Origin of the sequence: Streptomyces sp. NPDC016640 (assembly GCF_043076215.1) — a bacterium.
In the GTDB taxonomy this organism is placed as follows: Bacteria; Actinomycetota; Actinomycetes; order Streptomycetales; family Streptomycetaceae; genus Streptomyces.
The window spans coordinates 46,294-63,450 of the sequence record NZ_JBIBRG010000012.1 but is presented as its reverse complement, the minus strand read 5'-3'; the positions used below and the strand labels follow the sequence as shown (position 1 = coordinate 63,450).

Sequence of the window (17,157 nt, the reverse complement as noted above, 5' to 3'; positions counted from 1 at the left end):
CCTACAGGGACGCCCCGACGAGCAGTGCCAGATCGACGAGGCGGTTGGAGTAGCCCCACTCGTTGTCGTACCAGCCGACGACCTTGACCTGCGGGCCGGACACCCGGGTGAGCCCGGCGTCGAACACGCAGGAGGCCGGGTCGCCCACGATGTCGGTGCTGACCAGCGGAGCGTCCACGCAGGAGAGCAGGCCCTCGTACGGTCCCGAGGCCGCCGCCGCGTACGCCTCCCTCACCTCGTCCACGGTGGTGCCGCGGCGGGTGGTGACCGTGAGGTCGGTGACCGAGCCGGTCGGGACGGGGACCCGCAGGGCGTAGGCGTCCAGCTTGCCGGCGAGCTCCGGCAGGACCAGACCGATGGCCTGGGCGGCACCACTGGAGGTGGGCACGATGTTCAGGGCCGCGGCCCGGGCCCGGCGCAGGTCCTTGTGCGGGGCGTCCTGGAGGTTCTGGTCCTGCGTGTAGGCGTGGACCGTGGTCATCATGCCGCTCTCGATGCCGACGGCGTCGTGCAGCACCTTGGCCAGGAGGGCGAGGCAGTTGGTGGTGCAGGAGGCGTTGGAGATGATCGTGTGGCGCTCCGGGTCGTAGGCGGCGTCGTTGGCGCCGAGCACGATCGTGATGTCCTCGCCCTTGGCCGGTGCGGCGATCACGACCTTCCTCGCGCCTCCCTCGACATGCGCGCGCGCCTTCGCGGCGTCGGTGAAGACACCGGTGGACTCGATCACGATGTCCACGCCGAGGTCGCCCCAGGGCAGGGCTCCGGGGTCGCGCTCGGCGAGGACCTTGACCTCCCGGCCCCCCACGCGGATCGCGCCCGGCTCGGCGGCGATCTCCTCGGGGAAGCGCCCCAGGACCGAGTCGTGAGCGAGCAGATGGGCCATCGTGGGCACGTCACCCAGGTCGTTGACGGCGACGATCTCGAGTTCCGGACCTCGCTCGGCTGCCGCACGGAAGACGTTGCGTCCGATGCGCCCGAAGCCGTTGATGCCGATTCGCACGGTCATGGAGTGTTCCTCACCTAGCGCTCTTGAAGTCCGTCGACGCGCCGTCGCGCCGGGGCCCGACCAGCCACACGCCGGGGCGAGAGGCCCGGCGGACGATCGATCAGGAGCTTATATAAGCGTGCGATACATTTCCAGGGTGACTTCTACGCAGCGTGCCGACCTCGACACCGACTTGGACGTCGGTGACCTCACCACGGCGATCGAGCACTTCAACCGCTACTACATCCGGCTTCCCACCGTGCAGAAGCTGTCGTTCACGACGCTGTCCGTGCTGGACACCCTGGCCTCCAGCGGTCCGAAGCGCCTGACCGAGCTGGTCAGGACCGAGCAGATCAGCCAGCCGGGGCTCACCCAGCTGGTCACCCGGCTCGAGCGGGACGGTCTCGTGGAGCGCCGCCGCGACCCGGCCGACGGGCGCGCCGTCCTCGTCCACATCACCGACGACGGCCGGAGGATCCGCCAGGCCCGGCGCGAGGACCGGGGCCGCCACCTGCTCCCGCTGATCGCCCGGCTGACGCCCGCGGAACGACAGGCGGTCGCCGCGGCCCTTCCCGTCCTGTCCCGGATCGCGGATCTCGGGACCCGGGCGGGATCGTAGGCCCGTCCCCGTCCCGCACCTGATGACGGCACGTCCGGCCGGGCGGCCGCCGGCTCGCGGAACACGTCCCGCGCCGCCGTTACCCTTCCCGCATGACCTCCACTCAGGACACCCAGGACTACGCTGCGTACATCGCCTCCCTCCCCCGTGTTCTCGCCGGAGCCTCCGTCCTCTTCCGGGACCGGGAGGGACGGGTGCTGCTCGTCGAGCCGAACTACCGGGAGGGGTGGGTGCTGCCCGGTGGCACGGTCGAGTCGGACGACGGCGAGAGCCCGCGCGAGGGCGCCCGCCGGGAGACGGCCGAGGAGATCGGACTGGACCGGGAGCCGGGCCGGCTGCTGGCGGTGGACTGGGTGCGCGGGCCGGGGAGGCCGCCGGTGGTGGCGTATCTGTACGACGGCGGGGTGCTCGGCGAGGACGACCTGCGGGCGATCCGGCTGCAGGAGTCGGAGCTGCTGTCCTGGCGGCTGGTGCCGCGCGAGGACCTGACCGGGTACCTGCACGGCTCCCTGGGCCGCCGGGTGCCGGCCGCGCTCGACGTCCTCGCCGACGGCTCGGGCACCGCGGAACTGGAGGACGGGCACCGGGTGCACTGATCCGGCGCCGGAGCATCCGCCGACCGCCGGCGGGGATGTCGCCGGCCGGGGTCCGCCCCTCGAGGAGCGGCGTCCGGTGCGTGCCCTCGGCGTGCCGGCCGGAAGCCCTCGTACGGGGCGTACCCGGGCTTCCGTCCGGTGCGGCGGGAGTGCGTGCCGGGCGTCGCGACGGGGCGGACCCCGGCCGGCGCGGCACTAGAACAGGGCCGTTCCCCGTTCGAAGTCCAGCAGGCGTTGTTTGCGCTCCAGGCCGCCGCCGTAGCCGGTGAGGCCGCCGGACGCGCCGATGACACGGTGGCAGGGGACGATGATGCCGATCGGGTTGCGGCCGTTGGCGAGGCCGACGGCGCGGGAGGCCCTGGGGTTGCCGAGGGCCTCGGCGAGTTGGCCGTAGGTGCGGGTCTCGCCGTAGGGGATGCGGGTCGGCCGGTCCCAGACGCGGCGCTGGAACGGGGTGCCGTTCAGGCGCAGTTCGACGGTGAACTCCTTCGACTCGCCCGCGAAGTACGCCGCCAGCTGCTCCCGGGTCCCGGCGAAGGGGGTGTCGTCGGGGTCGCCGAAGGTCTCCTGGGGTGGGCGGTGGCGCTGGTCGGTCATGTAGAGGCCGCACAGGACCCCGTCGTCGGCGACGAGCGTCAGCGGGCCGTAGGGGCTGTCGATCACGGTGTGCTGCTTCATTGCCTGGCTCTTCTTCTCCTCAGACCGGAAGGAAGTTGATCGGGTGGCTGTCCGTCGCCCACAGGTACTGCACCGCGTACGCCCGCCAGGGCCGCCAGGCCGCGGCGCGCGCCGTGAGCGCGGCCGGGGTGGACGGCAGTCCCAGCTCCCGGGCGGCGCGGCGGATGCCGAGATCGGTGGGGAGGAAGGCGTCGGGGTCGCCCAGGGCGCGCATGGCGATGACGTCGGCCGTCCAGGGGCCGAAACCGGGCAGGGCGAGGAGCCTCGCGCGGGTCTCGGGCCAGTCGCTCTCCACGCCCAGGCGGAGGTCGCCGTCGGCCAGCCGGCGGACGAGGGTGGTGAAGGTGGCGCGGCGGGCGCGGGGCATGGCCAGGGTCGCGGGGTCGAGGGCGGCCAGTTCCCCGGGGGACGGGAAGAGGTGGGTGAGGCCGCCCTCGGGGTCCTCGACCGGTGTGCCGTGCGCGGTGACCAGGCGGGCCGCGTGGGTGCGGGCGGCGGCCGTGGACACCTGCTGGCCGAGGACGGCCCGTACGGCGAGCTCCGCCTCGTCGACCGTGCGCGGTACGCGGCGGCCGGGTGCCTTGTCGACGAGGGGGGCGAGGACCGGGTCGGCGCGCAGCTGGTCGTCGACGGCGACCGGGTCGGCGTCGAGGTCGAGCAGGCGGCGGCAGCGGCTGATGGCGACGGTGAGGTCGCGCGGGTCACCGAGGGTGAGGCGGCAGGCGATGTGGTCGGGCCGTGGGGCGAGGGACACGATGCCGTGCCCGTACGGCAGCCGCAGCGTGCGCCGGTAGGCGCCGACGGAGGTACCCCCCATGTCCTCGAGACAGTGGGGGAGCCACTCCTCCACCCCGGGTACGGCGGTCGCCGCGAGGTGGCCGAAGAGGTTGTCGGGGTTGAGCGGGGCGCGGAACGGCAGCCGCAGGGAGAGCCCCCCGGGCGTGCCGTGGGCGGCGTTCCTCGGGGCCCGGGCGCGCAGGTCGCCCGGGGAGAGCGCGAAGACCTCGCGCACGGTGTCGTTGAAGGTGCGGACGGAGGAGAAACCGGCCGCGAAGGCGACCTCCGCCATCGGCAGGGTCGTCGTCTCGATGAGCGTCCGCGCGGTCTGGGCGCGCTGGGCACGGGCGAGCGCGAGGGGGCCCGCGCCCAGCTCGGCGAGCAGCTGGCGTTCGACCTGCCGGGTGCTGTAGCCGAGCCGGGCGGCGAGACCGGTCACGCCCTCGCGGTCCACCACGCCGTCGGCGATCAGCCGCATGGCGCGGGCCACCGCGTCGGCGCGGTGGTTCCACTCCGGTGAGCCGGGGCTGGTGTCGGGGCGGCACCGCTTGCAGGCCCGGAACCCGGCCTGCTGGCAGGCCGCCGCGCTCGGGTGGAAGACCATGTTCCCGGGCTTCGGCGGCACCGCCGGGCAGCTGGGCCGGCAGTAGATGCCGGTGGTCAGGACGGCGGTGAAGAACCAGCCGTCGAACCGCGCGTCCCTGGACCGTACGGCGCGCACGCAGCGCTCGGTGTCGGTGTGCATCCCCTTCTGCATGCCTCAAGGATCGGGCACGGGCGGCGCCGGGTCCGGCGGGAATCCGACATCGACCTCAGGTGTCCTGGGCCTGTCCGGATCGCCAGGCCGATTCGCGCAGCAGCCGCAGCCCGTTCAGGCCGACCAGCACGGTCGATCCCTCGTGGCCGGCGACGCCGAGCGGGAGCGGGAGGTGGCCGACGAGGTCCCACAGGACGAGGCCGGTGATGGCCGTGCCCGCGATGACGAGGTTCTGCAGCACCAGCCGGCGGGCGGTGCGGGACAGCCGTACGACCGCGGGCACGGCCGCGAGTTCGTCGCGCACGACGACCGCGTCCGCCGTCTCCAGGGCCAGGTCGGAGCCCGCGCGGCCCATGGCGATGCCGGCGTGGGCGGCGGCGAGGGCGGGCGCGTCATTGACGCCGTCGCCGACGAAGAGCACCTTGCGGCCGGCCTCGTGCAGGTCCCGTACCGCGTTCACCTTGTCCTCGGGCAGGAGACCGGCGCGGATGTCCGTGAGGCCGGTGGCGGTGGCGACCCGTCCCGCGGCGTGCGCGTTGTCGCCGGTGAGGAGGACGGGTGCGGTACCGGTGAGCCGTGTCAGGGCGGCGGTGGCGGCCGGGGCGTCGGCGCGGAGGCGGTCGGTCAGGGCGAGGGTGCCCACGGGGGTGCCGTCGCGAGTGACGCGGATGACGGTCTCGCCGTCGGCGGCATCCGCGGCCCGGGCCCGTCCGACGGTCACCACGTGTCCGTCCACGGTCGCGGTGATGCCGCGGCCGGGCAGGGCGGTGAAGTCCGTGGCCGGTTCGAGGGGCAGGGTGCGGGCGTGGGCCGCGGCCACCACGGCCCGGGCCAGCGGGTGCTCGCTGGGGTGTTCGGCGGAGGCCGCCAGGGCGAGCAGGGCGTCCTCGTCGAGGCCGGAGCCGGGCAGCGGGCGTACGGCGGTCACCTCGGGGGTGCCCTCGGTGAGGGTGCCGGTCTTGTCCAGGGCGGTGGCGTCGATCTCGCCGAGGCGTTCCATGGCGACGGCCGACTTGACCAGCACGCCGTGCCGGCCGGCGTTGGCGATGGCGGACAGCAGGGGCGGCATGGTGGCGAGGACGACCGCGCACGGCGAGGCGACGATCATGAAGGTCATCGCCCGCAGCAGGGCGTCGGTGAGGTTCCCGCCGAAGGCGAGGGGGATGCCGAACACGGCGAGGGTGGCCACCACCACGCCGACCGCGTAGCGCTGTTCGATCCTCTCGATGAAGAGCTGGGTCGGCGCCTTGGTGCGGGAGGCCTCCTCGACCAGGGCCACGATGCGGGCGATCACCGAGTCGCCCGGGTCGCGCTCGACCCGGACGCGCAGGGCGCCGGTGCCGTTCAGGGTGCCGGCGAAGACCTCGTCGCCGGGGCGCTTGACCACCGGCAGGGACTCGCCGGTGATGGTGGCCTGGTCGGCCTCGCTGACGCCCTCCAGGACGGTGCCGTCGCCGCCGACGCGCTCGCCGGGGCGGACCAGCAGGACGTCGCCGACGGCGAGGGCGGCGGTGGGCACGCTCTCCTCGCCGTCCTCGGTCAGCCGGGTCGCGGTGGTGGGCGCGAGGTCGAGCAGACCGCGTACGGAGTCGGCGGTGCGGGCGGTGGCGAGGGCTTCCAGGGCGCCCGAGGTGGCGAAGATGACGATGAGCAGGGCCCCGTCGAACACCTGCCCGATCGCGGCGGCGCCGAGTGCGGCGACGATCATCAGCAGGTCGACGTCGAGGGTCTTCCCGCGCAGTGCGCGCAGCCCTTCGAGGGCCGGTTCCCAGCCGCCGCTCACATAGGCGACGGCGTACAGGACGCCACTGGTCCAGGACGGGGCACCGCCGAGATCCGCGGCGAGCCCGAGCAGGAAGGCCACGAGCGCGGTGAGCGCCCAGCGCGCCTCGGGCAGGGCCAGCACCCGGGTGCGGCGGCGGGCCGCGGGGACACCGGTGGACGACGGGGACGAGGGAGCGAGAGTCACGGACACGCGGCCACCATACAGGAACACATGAAGATTCGTTCATCTGTTCATATGCGATGAGTAGGATGTTCCCCATGGGTCATGGAGCCGTCATCGCCGCGCAGGAAGACGCCGGGCGCGTGCGCCTGGACGCGGACAACGTCGCGAAGGTCGCCACCACCCTCCAGGCCCTGTCCACCCCCTCACGCCTGCTGATCCTCGCCCGGCTGCGCGAAGGCCCGCTGCCTGCCACGGAGTTGGCGGCGGAGGTGGGCATGGAGCAGTCCGCCTGCTCGCACCAGCTGCGCCTGCTGCGCAATCTGGGACTGGTGGTCGGCGAGCGGCGCGGCCGCCGCGTCGTGTACGCGCTGCACGACCACCACGTCGCCGAACTGCTCGACCAGGCCGTGTACCACGTGGAGCACCTGCGCCTGGGGATCAGCGACACGGCGGGGTGAGCAGCCCCCGCATGGTCTCGGCGGCGCGCACGGCGGCGTCCGCGCAGCAGTTGTTGAACAGCACGTGCAGCTCGTCCGTCTGCCGCGCCGCGCGCCGCAACCGGGGCACCCACGCGGCGAGTTCCGCCACGTCGTAGTCGTACCGGAAGCGGTCCTCCTTGCTGCCCCTCCCCCAGGCCCTGCTGCGGCCGTGGAACCGTACGACGGCGAGGGCGGGCCGGCTGACGGGCACGAGCGGCGGCAGGGAGCCGGTGAGCCCCTGGGCCATGTCCACCCCCACGGCCGTCGCGCCCAGCCCGGTCAGCAACGCGCGGGTGTCGTCGGCCCGTTCCGCCTCCCACCACGCGGGATGGCGGAACTCGACGGCGACCGGCCAGCCCGCCGTGCGCTCCGCGCAGTCCTCCAGGGCCCGCTCGGCGGGGGCTCCGGGCGCGAACCAGGGCGGGAACTGGAACAGGACGGTGCCCAGCCGCCCGGCCGCGCGCAGCGGTTCGACGGCCTCCGCGAACCGCCCCCACACCTCGTCCAGCAACGCGCCGCTCACCGGCCCGCCCCGCCGCGCGCCGCCCGCCTCGTCCGCCGCCCGGGTCCGCAGGTCGGCGGGCAGCGCCTCCGGGCGCGTGGGGTGGCCGGTCAGCAGCGAGAACGCCTTGACGTCGAAGCGGAACCCGTCCGGCGTGCGTTCCACCCACAGTTCGCTGTTGCGCCGGCGGGGCAGCGCGTAGTACCCGGAGTCCACTTCGACGACGGGCAGCCTCGACGCGTAGTGCCGCAGCCGCCCTTCGGCGTCCCGCCGCCCGCGCGGATACCAGCCGCTCGCCACCAGCTGGGGGTCCGTCCACGAACAGGCCCCGACCAGAATGTCACCCATGGGAGCCCGGTTACCCCGGGCTCCCGGGAGTGTGTCCCCCCCGGTCCGGTCGCCGTCGGCCGGCGTACGGCCGCCACCGCCTCCCCGACGTCGGCCGACGGGCGCAACCGGCAGGCGCACGGTCGTGGCCCTCCTCGGTTCGGCAGGGTGCCGCGCGGACCGGGGACACACCGGATCGCGACGCGTGGTGACGGAGCGGCCACCGGGCCGGCGTCATCCCGGGACCCGGCCGGAGGGGAAGCGCTCCCCCTGTGGGACCGTGTGCGCTCCCGGCGCTTCCCCCGCCGGGCGGGTGCCGGCGGGATCGAGGGGCGGGAGCCAGCGTCGGCGGCTGCCCTCCGCGTGCAGGAGCGTGCCCACACGCACCGTCTCCCGGATCATGTCCGGCCATCGGCTGCTGTCGGCGATCGCGAGCAGGTGCGCCCCCGGATCGTCGGTGCGCTTGCGGATGCCGGCCCGGACGATCACGCGCAGGATCTCCTCGGGGCCCTCCCAGCAGCCTGCGACGAGCTCCCTCCACTGCTCGGTCGTGACGCGTTCGGCGAGACGGGAGAGCGGCCGGTACCAGCGCTGGGCCAGGGCCATCGCCTGCCCCCTGGGGAGGGCGCGCAGGGTGGCGGAGGCCGCGCCGACCAGTTCGACGGCGTCCTGGGGCGACACGTCGGCGAGCCGCTCCACGAACCGCCCCAGGACCGTCACGTCGTCCACCTCGGTGGCCCTCGCCAAGTGGCTCCGCGCGCCGGCACAGGCCCTGGCGACGCGCTGCGGCGAGTCCAGTCCGTGGTGCCGGCACACCAGGCCCGTCAGACACCGGCGGGCCACCGTCCGGACGTCCCCGTGCCGGCCCGCCGCGCCGCCCCCGTCGGCGGTGGCACCCGCCAGGCCGTGCAGGGTGTGCTCCAGCCGCCGCCATTCCGCCGTGTCGAGTGAGCCGTTCGGACTGTGGTCGATGACGGTCTCGACCAGGAACAGCACGGTCCTGACGTGATGCGGATGGCCGCCCGGGGCGAGGATCTCGCCGAGACGCACGGCGCTCGGGGGCGTCAGGACTCCCCGGACGAGGAGTTTGCCGCGCAGGTGGAAGGAGCTCTTGGCGTTGGCCGAGCCGTAGTCGCCGGTCCAGGTGAGGTCGCACAGCCGCTCCAGCGCGCCGGCGTGCCGGTGCAGCGCGGCCGTCAGCCGCCGGTCGGCGTCCACTCCGGGGCGCCGCAGGGCCTCGTTCAGCCACACCGGGTCCAGACGTGGGTCGATGGTGTCCCGCGCGAACAACTCGTCGAGCAGCTCGGGGTGTTCCGGCACCAGCCGCTGAAGACCGAGCGCGATCTTCTGGTCCTCCTGCGTCACCCCCTGATTGCGGGTGAGGCCCTTGACGTGGCCTCTCTCCGCCCGGTCGGCCCGCCACAGCCGCAGGGCCCGCCGGGCGTGCGGGTGTCCGGCCGCCGCGGCGGCCACCAGCAGGTGGACCGCGCTCCGCTCGGAGAGCCAGATCCGGCGCAGTCCCGCCTCGGCGTCCCGCGCGCCGCGGCCTCGGCCCGGGCGGGAGTCACCCCCGTGGTCCGGGCGGGGATCGCAGCCGTCGTCCGGGCGGGAGCCGTCGCGTGGCCATGCCTCGTCGACCAGCCGGGCCGCGGTGGCCACGTCGAGACCGCGGCTCCAGGTGTGCTCCGCCAGCCGGTGGGCGAAGCCGGCGGGGGCGGGGCGGTCCAGCTCGCGCAGGCTCCGGGCCAGCCAGGTACGGACCGTGGTCGTGGCCGCGGATTCCGGACCGGAGGTCCGGCTCGACGGCGCGTCGCCGCCGATCGTGCCGGCGTCGCCCCGCCCGGCCATCAGCAGGGGCAGCAGCAGGTGGTCGGTGAGCAGGGGCAGGGCCGCGGGGCCCGCGGTGTCCGCCACCGCGTCGAGCAGGCGGCCGACCTCCTCGGACGACGCCGCGACCGCCACCTCACCCACGGCGCGCACCTGCGGATACGACATCGGCTCCGCCGGGCGCCGGACCGCCGCGACCAGGACGGTCTCCGGCGAGGGCCGCCGATCGCCGGTCAGCCAGGCGGCGGCCGTCAGCTTGCCCAGCGCCACCTGGAGTTCGAACCCCTCCTTGTTGCGGGGCTGCTCACGGCCCCAGCGATGCCGGAGGACCGGCCGGACCGCCCGGTAGGGGCGCTCGGGCCAGTCCTGCCGCCGCGCCGCGAGCCGCAGGCACCGGGCCATCGGGACCAGGTCGCACTGCGGATCCGTCATCAGCGCGCGCAGCCGGGGCCACACCCAGTCGGGCCGCTTGGGCGCCAGCGCCTCCAGCACGGCCAGGAACTTGAAGATCTCCGACTTCTCCCGGGTCAGCAACCAGGCCCACAGGCACTCCCGGGGAGGGCAGCGAGGGCCGCGGCAGGCGCCGTTGCCGCGCGCCGCGGAGGGACAGGCTCCGTCGATGACCGCGACGACACTCTCGGGCAGGCTCTCCGCGAGCCAGCCCAGGGCGACGAGCAGGGGGTGTCTCAGCTCCTCGTGGCCACGGCGCCAGATGCCGAGCAGTTCCTCGACGATCCGCTCGCGATCGCGGTGGCAGGACGTGGGCAGTGCCTCCAGGTAGACCCTGCCCAGTACCGGCGGCAAGGCGGCGACGGCGGGGCCGAAGTGCCGCCGCAGTTCGGCCCCCGGGGCGGGCAGACGTGCGTAGACGCGCATCAGCATGGCCCGCAGTCCGTGCAGTTCGGGCGGGCCGTCCCGGGTCCCGGACAGCAGTGACGTCAGCAGCGTCGTGCCCGCCGCGGCGGTACGGCCGCCCGCGCGGCCCGCCTGGACGAGGGCCTGCTCGGCGACGGCCAGCCGGAAGTGGTCGTCGGAGTGCTCCTTCAGCCAGTCGAGCAGCAGACTCAGGTGGGACGGCCCTTCCGGCACGGCGGTCCGGGAGAGCCGGCGGCCGGCCGCGTACTCGAAGAGGGTCTGGTGGAAGTAGGAGTACCGCTCCCCGGCATCCGTGCGCCGGCGCTCCACCACCCCGCGTGCCACGAGGCCCCCGAGGTCGTCGGCGCGGCCCGCGTCCCCGGGACCGGAGCGCAGCCCCGTCCTCACCTCGTCCGCCGTCAGGTCCAGGCGGCCTTCCTCCAGCATCAGCCGGGCCACGTCCTCACCGGCTGCGGAGAGATCGGGCGGCGGTGCCGTGCCCGGTGCGTCCCCGGCCCGCCGGTCCCGGCCGACGCGGTGCTCCCAGTACAGGTCGTACAGGGTGGTGGCGTCGATCTCCTCCACCAGGGGCACCTTGGGCGCGAAGGTCTCGAACAGCATGCGCAGGGTGAGCGGGGCCCGGCACACCTCGCGCATCGGCAGGCCCCGCACCGCGGCGTGCGAGACCGTGCGGCAGACCTCGTCCACGGAGACCTCGGACAGGCCCTCGTAGAAGTACCGGGCGTGGGAGCGGATGGCGGCCCGCTGCTCCCGCGCGCTGTACGGGCCGAGCGTCTTCCACTCGAGCGCGGAGTCCTCGACGTACGGCCGCAGGGTGCGCGCTTCCTCCTTGCGGCAGGTCATCAGCACGCTCACGGAGTGCTCGGCGGCGATGCCGAGCAGGACCTGCGCCAGGACGAGTCCCGCGGTGTCGGAGACGAGCAGGTCCGCGGTGTCCAGAAGGAAGACCGCGGGGCCCGGCAGCCGACGGCAGGCGGCCCGCACCGTCTCCAGGGTGAGTCCGGCGCCGGGTGGGGGGTTCCACAGGTCGCCCGCGCGCAGGAAGTACGGGCGTGGCCCGGCGGGATCCGCGGACAGCTCGCCGTGCAGCCGCCACAGCAGTGTGGTCTTCCCGGTGCCGGGCTCGCCGGTCACGCACGCCGAACGGCCCTCGCCCAGCAGACCCAGCAGTGACCATTCCAGGTCCCTCGGGACGGCGAGCGCCGCCAGGTCCAGAAGGGGCCCACCGGGGCCCGACGAGGCGCCCTGGTGTCCCGCGGCGACGACGGCGGTACGGCTGTAGGCCTCGAGGCGGTGGAGTTCGACGGGCGGGTCCTCGTCGGCGGCGCGGCCCCTCGGGATGCGGCCCCTGGCCGGAGCGGGTCGCGCAGGCCCCTGGTCCCGGAGGCCGGGGGCGACCCCGGGGCCGGAGGAAGCGGGTACGGCCGGTGGGACGGACGCCGGGGTGTTCGGCGGGGTGTTCGGTGGGGTGACCGGCAGCCCGGTGGAGGCCGGCGGTCCCTCGAACCGCTTCAGCAGTTCACCGCCGGCGTGTGCCGCGAGCCGGAAGCACCACCACCGGCCCGCCTCCCCCTGGTTCTCGTACGTGCTGAACCGCAGCCCCGTGGCGACGAGGGAGAGCAGGAACTGCGCGTACCACATGTCGTACAGACCGCCCTCCGCGGCCCGGGCGCAGGTCTGCCGCACCGCCCGCACCAGGCGGCTCGTCGCGGGCGGGATCCGGTCCAGGAGGTCCTTGTGCGGGCGCACCAGGTACCGGAGCAGGGTGTCGTCGCCCCGGGCCGCCTCGGCGGGGATCTCCGGGGCCAGGGCGGACAGGAGCAGCATCGCCACGTCACGGGAGAGCGGGGCGTCGTCCGAGAAGGTCGCCAGATCGATGAGCCGGAAGTCCTCGTACGCGGGGCTGCCTTCCTGGTGCGGCACCATGATGTTGTGCAGGTGGAGGTCGCCGTGCGCCCGCCCGCGGGCGATGTGCAGGACGGGGTCCGGCAGTCCGGCCCGGCCGGTGGCCATCGCCAGGGGATTGGGCAGGGTTCGCCCGTCGAGGCGGATCCAGGGGGTGCCGGCCTCCAGCCCCGCGATCCGCGAGCCGTACGCGAGCGCCGAGCCTCCGCCGGAGACGAGCGCGCCGAGTTCGCCGCGCAGGAACGCCGAGACGCCGAGGGGGACGGTTTCCCGGCTTCCCAGGCCGTCGTTCCACTCCGTCAGCAGCCACTTCGTCACGAAGGCGCAGGCGTCCGGGAGTTCGTGGGTGCCCAGACGGGCCATCGTGTCGACGTCGTACAGGCTTTCGCCCGCGGGTGACTGGAAGGTCAGCATGCGCCCGCCCTCCACCGGCCACGTCCAGAGCAGCGGAGCCACGCGGTCCGGCGCCGTCCGCTGCGCCCGGGCATGGGTGTGGCCTTCGCCGGCCTGGTCGGCGGCGGACACCTTGACCACCACGGCCCCCGGACGGGGAGTGACCCACACCGCGGCCAGCAGGGCTCCGCTGGCGCTCACGCCGGACGGCCGCCACGGGGGGTCGAGCGGCAGGACCGTGCCACCGTGCACTCCGCCTCGGGCCCACTCCGTCAGGGCGCGGGAAGCCCGTACGTCGTCGAAGACGTTCTCGAGGCCGTTCTCGTCGTCCACCGCGCCTTCCCCGGTCCAGGACCCCGTCGCGCCCGGCACGCGCCCGGCGTCAGCCGCGTGGGGGTCCGGACGCCGCGCCACCGCGGGCCATCGCCGACGGTACATCACCGCGTCGGTCCCCCGTCGCGGGAACGTCGACGTCGTTCGCCGGCACGCCTGTCGGCCGAACGGCCACGGTGTCAGCCGGGTTGTGGCGTCGTGCGGGCGACGACGTCCCGCAGGTCGCGCATCGCGGCCTGGAAGTCCGCCCGGTCCGCGCTCTTGAAGCGGCGGAAGAACCATCCGGGCACCCGTGTGTGCCCCTGCCGGGACTGGAAGATGACGTCCTGTACCTGCCGGGCGAAGACCAGCAGGCCGGCCGGGTCACCGCCCTCGGCGACCCTGGCCTCCAGCAGTTCCATCACCCGCTCGCGGTCCGCGACCACCTGCCGCTGCGCACGGCTCACCTCCACGCCCATGACCACCGCACCGAGCGAGGGCACGTACCACAGCAGCAGCAGGTCGAGCACGTCCATGCGGGTGGAGACACCGACGACGAGCCCCAGGCCCAGCCAGACCAGCACGGCCGTCAGCACGGTCCGGGCGTAGCGACGACGGACCCGCGCACCCCACCCGAGGTTCTGCTGCTGGCAGGCCAGCACGTCGTAGGGGTGCGGCAGTTCGGGTATCTCGTAGTAGTCGCGCAGCTCGGCCTCGCTGCCCGTGTAGCGCCGGCTGAGGCTGCTGATCAGCTGCGGGGCGGGCGGCGGCCCCGCCATCGCGCTGTTCCACTCCAGGCGGAACAGCCGGACGTCGAACGACTCCTGCAGCAACGCCGCACGGCGGGCCTCGCTGCTCTCCCACGAGGTGAGGCCGACGGAGTGCGCCACGGCCCACAGTCCGCCCACTACCGTCACCCAGAGGGTGAGTCCGGGCAGGAAGACGGTGACGAGTCCGGCGACGGCCAGCAGCACCGACACCCCCATCCGGCCGGTGGCCAGCCGCTGGGCCCTGCGGTGGGAGACGGCCATGGCCCGCAGCCGGTGCCGCGCCGCCTCGGCGTTCTGTTCCGACGGGATGCGGGAGCCCCCGACCGGCTCGCTGCCCATGACGTCCCCCTCGTCCTCGGCCCCGCTCCCCACTGTGCCCGCTGGTCCACGCTCTGTACACAGGGCCTTCGGCCCGCGGCGGGCGACGGGCGAACGCGACCGCAGCGGCCACCGTCACCGGTCACCGGTGACCAGTGACCGGCCGCGCAGAACGAGGCGCTGCGCGGCCGCGTCAGCGCAGCTGCGCGGCGAACGTCTCGTACGCGCGCTCGTCGAAGAGCACGAACCGGACCTCCTCGACCGATGTCTCCGCCGCCCGCACCGTCTCCACGGCGATCCGGGCTGCGTCCTCCATCGGCCATCCGTAGATGCCCGCGGAGACCGCCGGGAAGGCGACCGTGCGGGCGCCGAGTTCGTCCGCCACCCGCAACGACTCCCGGTAACACGAGGCCAGCAGTTCCGAGCGGTCCGTCCCGTGACCGAAGCGGGGGCCGACGGTGTGGATCACCCAGCGCGCGTCGAGGCGGCCCGCGGTGGTGGCGACGGCCCGGCCCACGGGCAGGCCCCGGCCGTACCGCGAGGCGCGCAGGGCACGGCACTCCGCGAGGATCTCCGGGCCGCCGCGGCGGTGGATCGCGCCGTCGACGCCGCCTCCGCCGAGCAGGGAGGAGTTGGCCGCGTTGACGATCGCGTCGGCGGTCTCGCCGGTGATGTCGCCCCGGACGAGCGTGATGGCTGGGGTCATGTCCGGCGCAGCCTCCTCCAGACGGCCTTCGCCGCGTTGTGTCCCGACATGCCGTGCACTCCGGGGCCGGGCGGGGTGGCCGAGGAGCAGATGAAGACGGCCGGGTGCGGGGTCGTGTACGGGGACGGCGACAGTGTGGGGCGCAGCAGCAGCTGGAGTCCGGAGACCGCGCCGGTGGCGATGTCGCCGCCGACGTAGTTGGCGTTGCGGGCGGCGAGTTCGGGGGGGCCGGCGGTGGCGCGGGCCAGGACCCGGTCGCGGAACCCGGGCGCGTAGCGCTCCAGTTGGCGTTCGATGGCGTCGGTGAGGTCGCCGGTCCAGCCGTTGGGGACGTGGCCGTAGGCCCAGAAGACGTGTTTGCCGGCGGGGGCGCGGGAGGGGTCGGCGACGCCGGGCTGGACGGTGATCAGGAAGGGCGCGTCGGGGGCCCGGCCCTCCTTGGCTGCGGCCCGCAGGGCGGCGGCGATCTCGGTGCTGTCCGCGCCGATCTGCACGGTGCCGGCGACGCGGGCCTGCGGGGCGGTCCACGGCACGGGACCGTCCAGGGCATAGTCGATCTTGAAGACGCCGGGGCCGTAGCGGTAGTTCGCGTAGTGGTTGCCGAAACCGGCGATGCGGGCCAGGGCGGTGGGCGAGGTGTCGAAGACGTAGGCGCGGGCGGGCGGCAGGTCGTCGAGGCGCTTGACCTCGTAGTCGGTGTGGATACTGCCGCCGAGGTCCTTCAGATACGCGGCGAGGGCGTCGGAGACGGACTGGGAGCCGCCGCGGGCGACGGGCCAGCCGCGGGCGTGCGCGGCGAGGGCGAAGACCAGGCCCACGGCGCTGGTGGCGAAGCCGTCGAGGGGGGCCATGACGTGGGCGACGAGGCCGGCGAACAGGGTACGGGCCCGCTCGTCGCGGAAGCGGCGGGTGAGCCAGGTCGACGGGGGCAGCCCGGCCAGGCCGAAGCGGGCGAGGGTGACCGGGTCGCGGGGCAGCGCGGTTCCCGGCAGGGACATGAAGTCGCGGGCCAGGGTGTCCCACTTGGACAGGAAGGGTGCGACGAGACGGCGGTACGCGCCGGCGTCGCGCGGTCCGAAGGAGGCGGCCGTCTCACCGACCGACCGGGACAGCACGGCCGCCGTGCCGTCCGGGAAGGGGTGCGCCATGGGGAGCTCGGGGTGCAGCCACTCCAGGCCGTAGCGCTCCAGGGGGAGGGCGCGGAACGCGGGTGAGTTGACGGCGAGGGGGTGCGCGGCGGAGCACGGGTCGTGCCGGAAGCCGGGCAGGGTGAGTTCCTCGGTGCGTGCCCCGCCGCCCACCGTGGCCCGCGCTTCGAAGAGGGCGACGGAGAAACCCCGCCGGGCCAGCTCCACGGCGGCGGTCAGCCCGTTCGGCCCCGCCCCCACCACGACCGCATCGAGCATCGACGGCACCTTCGGACTCCTTATGTCAGCCGGTGGCCACTGGGGATCAGGATATGCCGGGGCGCCGGCGTTCTCCCGGGGACCGTGGTCCGGGGGCGGGTGCGGGTGCGGCCCCGTCCGACAGCAGCCCCGCGATCCGGTGGGCGGTGGCCGCGTCCCGGGCCGCGGTGAAGGGCAGGGCGTTGCCGCCTCTGATGCTGAAGGGCAGGCCGGCGCGGGTGAGGTGGGTGCCGCCCGCCTCCTCGACGAGGAGCACACCGGCCGCGTGGTCCCAGGCCGCTTCCCAGTTGAAAGCGGTGGCGTCCAACTCTCCGCGGGCGATGGCCAGGTACTCCAGTCCGGCCGAGCCGCAGGCGCGGGGGGCCACGCCGTCCGTCCGCAGGCCGAGCAGGGCGCGCTTCTGTTCGTCCGTCGTGTAGTCGGGGTGGGAGGTGGCCACGCGGAGATCGCGGCCGGGTTCCGGGGAGCCGGCGTGGAGCCGCTCGCCGTCGAGGTGGGCGCCGCGCCCCCGGACGGCCGTGGCGAGCCGGTCGTGTGCGGGGGCGTAGGTCCAGGAGGCGTACGGCACCCCGCGCCGGACGAGGGCGACCAGGGTGCAGAAGCCGGCGTCGCCGTGCACGAACTGGCGGGTCCCGTCGACGGGGTCGACGATCCAGACCGGCGCGTCGCCCTGTATCGCCTCGTACGAGGCGGGGTTGGCGTGCACCGCCTCCTCGCCCACCACGACGGAGCCCGGCAGCAGGGCGGGGAGCACTTCGGTGAGGTACAGCTCGGCCTTGCGGTCGGCGTCGGTCACCAGGTCGTGCGGGCCGGTCTTGAGATCCACCTCGTGCGCGGCGAGCCGGCGCCAGCGCGGCACGATCTCCTGCGCCGCGGCCTTGCGGATGGCTTCCTCCACGTCGAAGGCGTGCCCGGCGAGAAAGGCGAGAAACTCGTCGATGGTTTCGTTGTCCTCGATCATGCCTCCATGAGAGCA

General features: G+C 74.5%; 13 protein-coding genes. 3 read left to right on the top strand and 10 right to left on the bottom strand.

Annotated elements, in window-relative coordinates; genetic code table 11:
• Position 1 precedes the first annotated feature (1 nt).
• Complete coding sequence (gene gap, locus ACF07S_RS23760) at positions 2–1,006, bottom strand: type I glyceraldehyde-3-phosphate dehydrogenase (protein WP_391965628.1); 1,005 nt, start codon at positions 1,004–1,006, stop codon at positions 2–4.
• Between the two features lie 136 nt (positions 1,007–1,142).
• Between gap and ACF07S_RS23755 the strand changes: the two genes are divergently transcribed.
• Together ACF07S_RS23755 and ACF07S_RS23750 are read left to right on the top strand one after the other, a co-directional pair.
• Positions 1,143–1,604: a MarR family winged helix-turn-helix transcriptional regulator gene (locus ACF07S_RS23755; RefSeq protein ID WP_391965627.1), complete on the top strand. Its 462-nt coding sequence runs from the start codon at positions 1,143–1,145 to the stop codon at positions 1,602–1,604.
• A gap of 92 nt (positions 1,605–1,696) precedes the next feature.
• Positions 1,697–2,200 (top strand): NUDIX domain-containing protein, encoded by a 504-nt coding sequence (locus tag ACF07S_RS23750; RefSeq protein WP_391965626.1) that lies wholly within the window; start codon positions 1,697–1,699, stop codon positions 2,198–2,200.
• A gap of 195 nt (positions 2,201–2,395) precedes the next feature.
• Here the strand turns inward: ACF07S_RS23750 and ACF07S_RS23745 are convergent, their stop codons facing one another.
• The 3 genes from ACF07S_RS23745 to ACF07S_RS23735 all read right to left on the bottom strand — a co-directional run bounded on the left by ACF07S_RS23745 (position 2,396) and on the right by ACF07S_RS23735 (position 6,387).
• Positions 2,396–2,878, bottom strand: a complete 483-nt coding sequence (locus ACF07S_RS23745) for a methylated-DNA--[protein]-cysteine S-methyltransferase (RefSeq protein WP_391975035.1) — start codon at positions 2,876–2,878, stop codon at positions 2,396–2,398.
• Positions 2,879–2,897: 19 nt separating this feature from the next.
• Positions 2,898–4,400, bottom strand: a complete 1,503-nt coding sequence (locus ACF07S_RS23740; RefSeq protein WP_391975127.1) for an AlkA N-terminal domain-containing protein — start codon at positions 4,398–4,400, stop codon at positions 2,898–2,900.
• Positions 4,401–4,467: 67 nt separating this feature from the next.
• A complete protein-coding gene (locus ACF07S_RS23735) occupies positions 4,468–6,387 on the bottom strand; it encodes a heavy metal translocating P-type ATPase (RefSeq protein WP_391965624.1) in 1,920 nt (639 codons plus the stop codon).
• Positions 6,388–6,455: 68 nt separating this feature from the next.
• Here ACF07S_RS23735 and ACF07S_RS23730 point away from each other — a divergent pair, with 68 nt between their 5' ends.
• A complete protein-coding gene (locus ACF07S_RS23730; RefSeq protein WP_391975034.1) occupies positions 6,456–6,818 on the top strand; it encodes an ArsR/SmtB family transcription factor in 363 nt (120 codons plus the stop codon).
• Here the strand turns inward: ACF07S_RS23730 and ACF07S_RS23725 are convergent.
• The 6 genes from ACF07S_RS23725 to ACF07S_RS23700 form a co-directional block, all read right to left on the bottom strand.
• The gene (locus ACF07S_RS23725; protein ID WP_391975033.1) at positions 6,799–7,689 is read right to left on the bottom strand and encodes a DUF72 domain-containing protein; all 891 of its coding nucleotides are present in this window, start codon (positions 7,687–7,689) and stop codon (positions 6,799–6,801) included. The two genes, ACF07S_RS23730 and ACF07S_RS23725, sit on opposite strands and share 20 nt — an antisense overlap.
• Before the next feature lie 213 nt (positions 7,690–7,902).
• The gene (locus tag ACF07S_RS23720) at positions 7,903–13,002 is read right to left on the bottom strand and encodes a hypothetical protein (protein ID WP_391975032.1); all 5,100 of its coding nucleotides are present in this window, start codon (positions 13,000–13,002) and stop codon (positions 7,903–7,905) included.
• 179 nt (positions 13,003–13,181) lie between these two features.
• Complete coding sequence (locus tag ACF07S_RS23715) at positions 13,182–14,090, bottom strand: S-4TM family putative pore-forming effector (RefSeq protein WP_391975031.1); 909 nt, start codon at positions 14,088–14,090, stop codon at positions 13,182–13,184.
• A 172-nt stretch (positions 14,091–14,262) separates the two neighbouring features.
• Positions 14,263–14,775 carry an O-acetyl-ADP-ribose deacetylase gene (locus tag ACF07S_RS23710; protein ID WP_391965621.1) on the bottom strand — a complete coding sequence of 171 codons (513 nt, stop codon included), beginning with the start codon at positions 14,773–14,775 and terminating at the stop codon, positions 14,263–14,265.
• Positions 14,772–16,181: a phytoene desaturase family protein gene (locus ACF07S_RS23705; RefSeq protein ID WP_391965620.1), complete on the bottom strand. Its 1,410-nt coding sequence runs from the start codon at positions 16,179–16,181 to the stop codon at positions 14,772–14,774. The genes ACF07S_RS23710 and ACF07S_RS23705 overlap by 4 nt, the downstream gene beginning before the upstream one ends.
• A 46-nt stretch (positions 16,182–16,227) precedes the next feature.
• On the bottom strand, positions 16,228–17,142 hold the full coding sequence (locus ACF07S_RS23700) for an inositol monophosphatase family protein (RefSeq protein WP_391975030.1): 915 nt from the start codon (positions 17,140–17,142) through the stop codon (positions 16,228–16,230).
• Between the last annotated feature and the right edge of the window lie 15 nt (positions 17,143–17,157).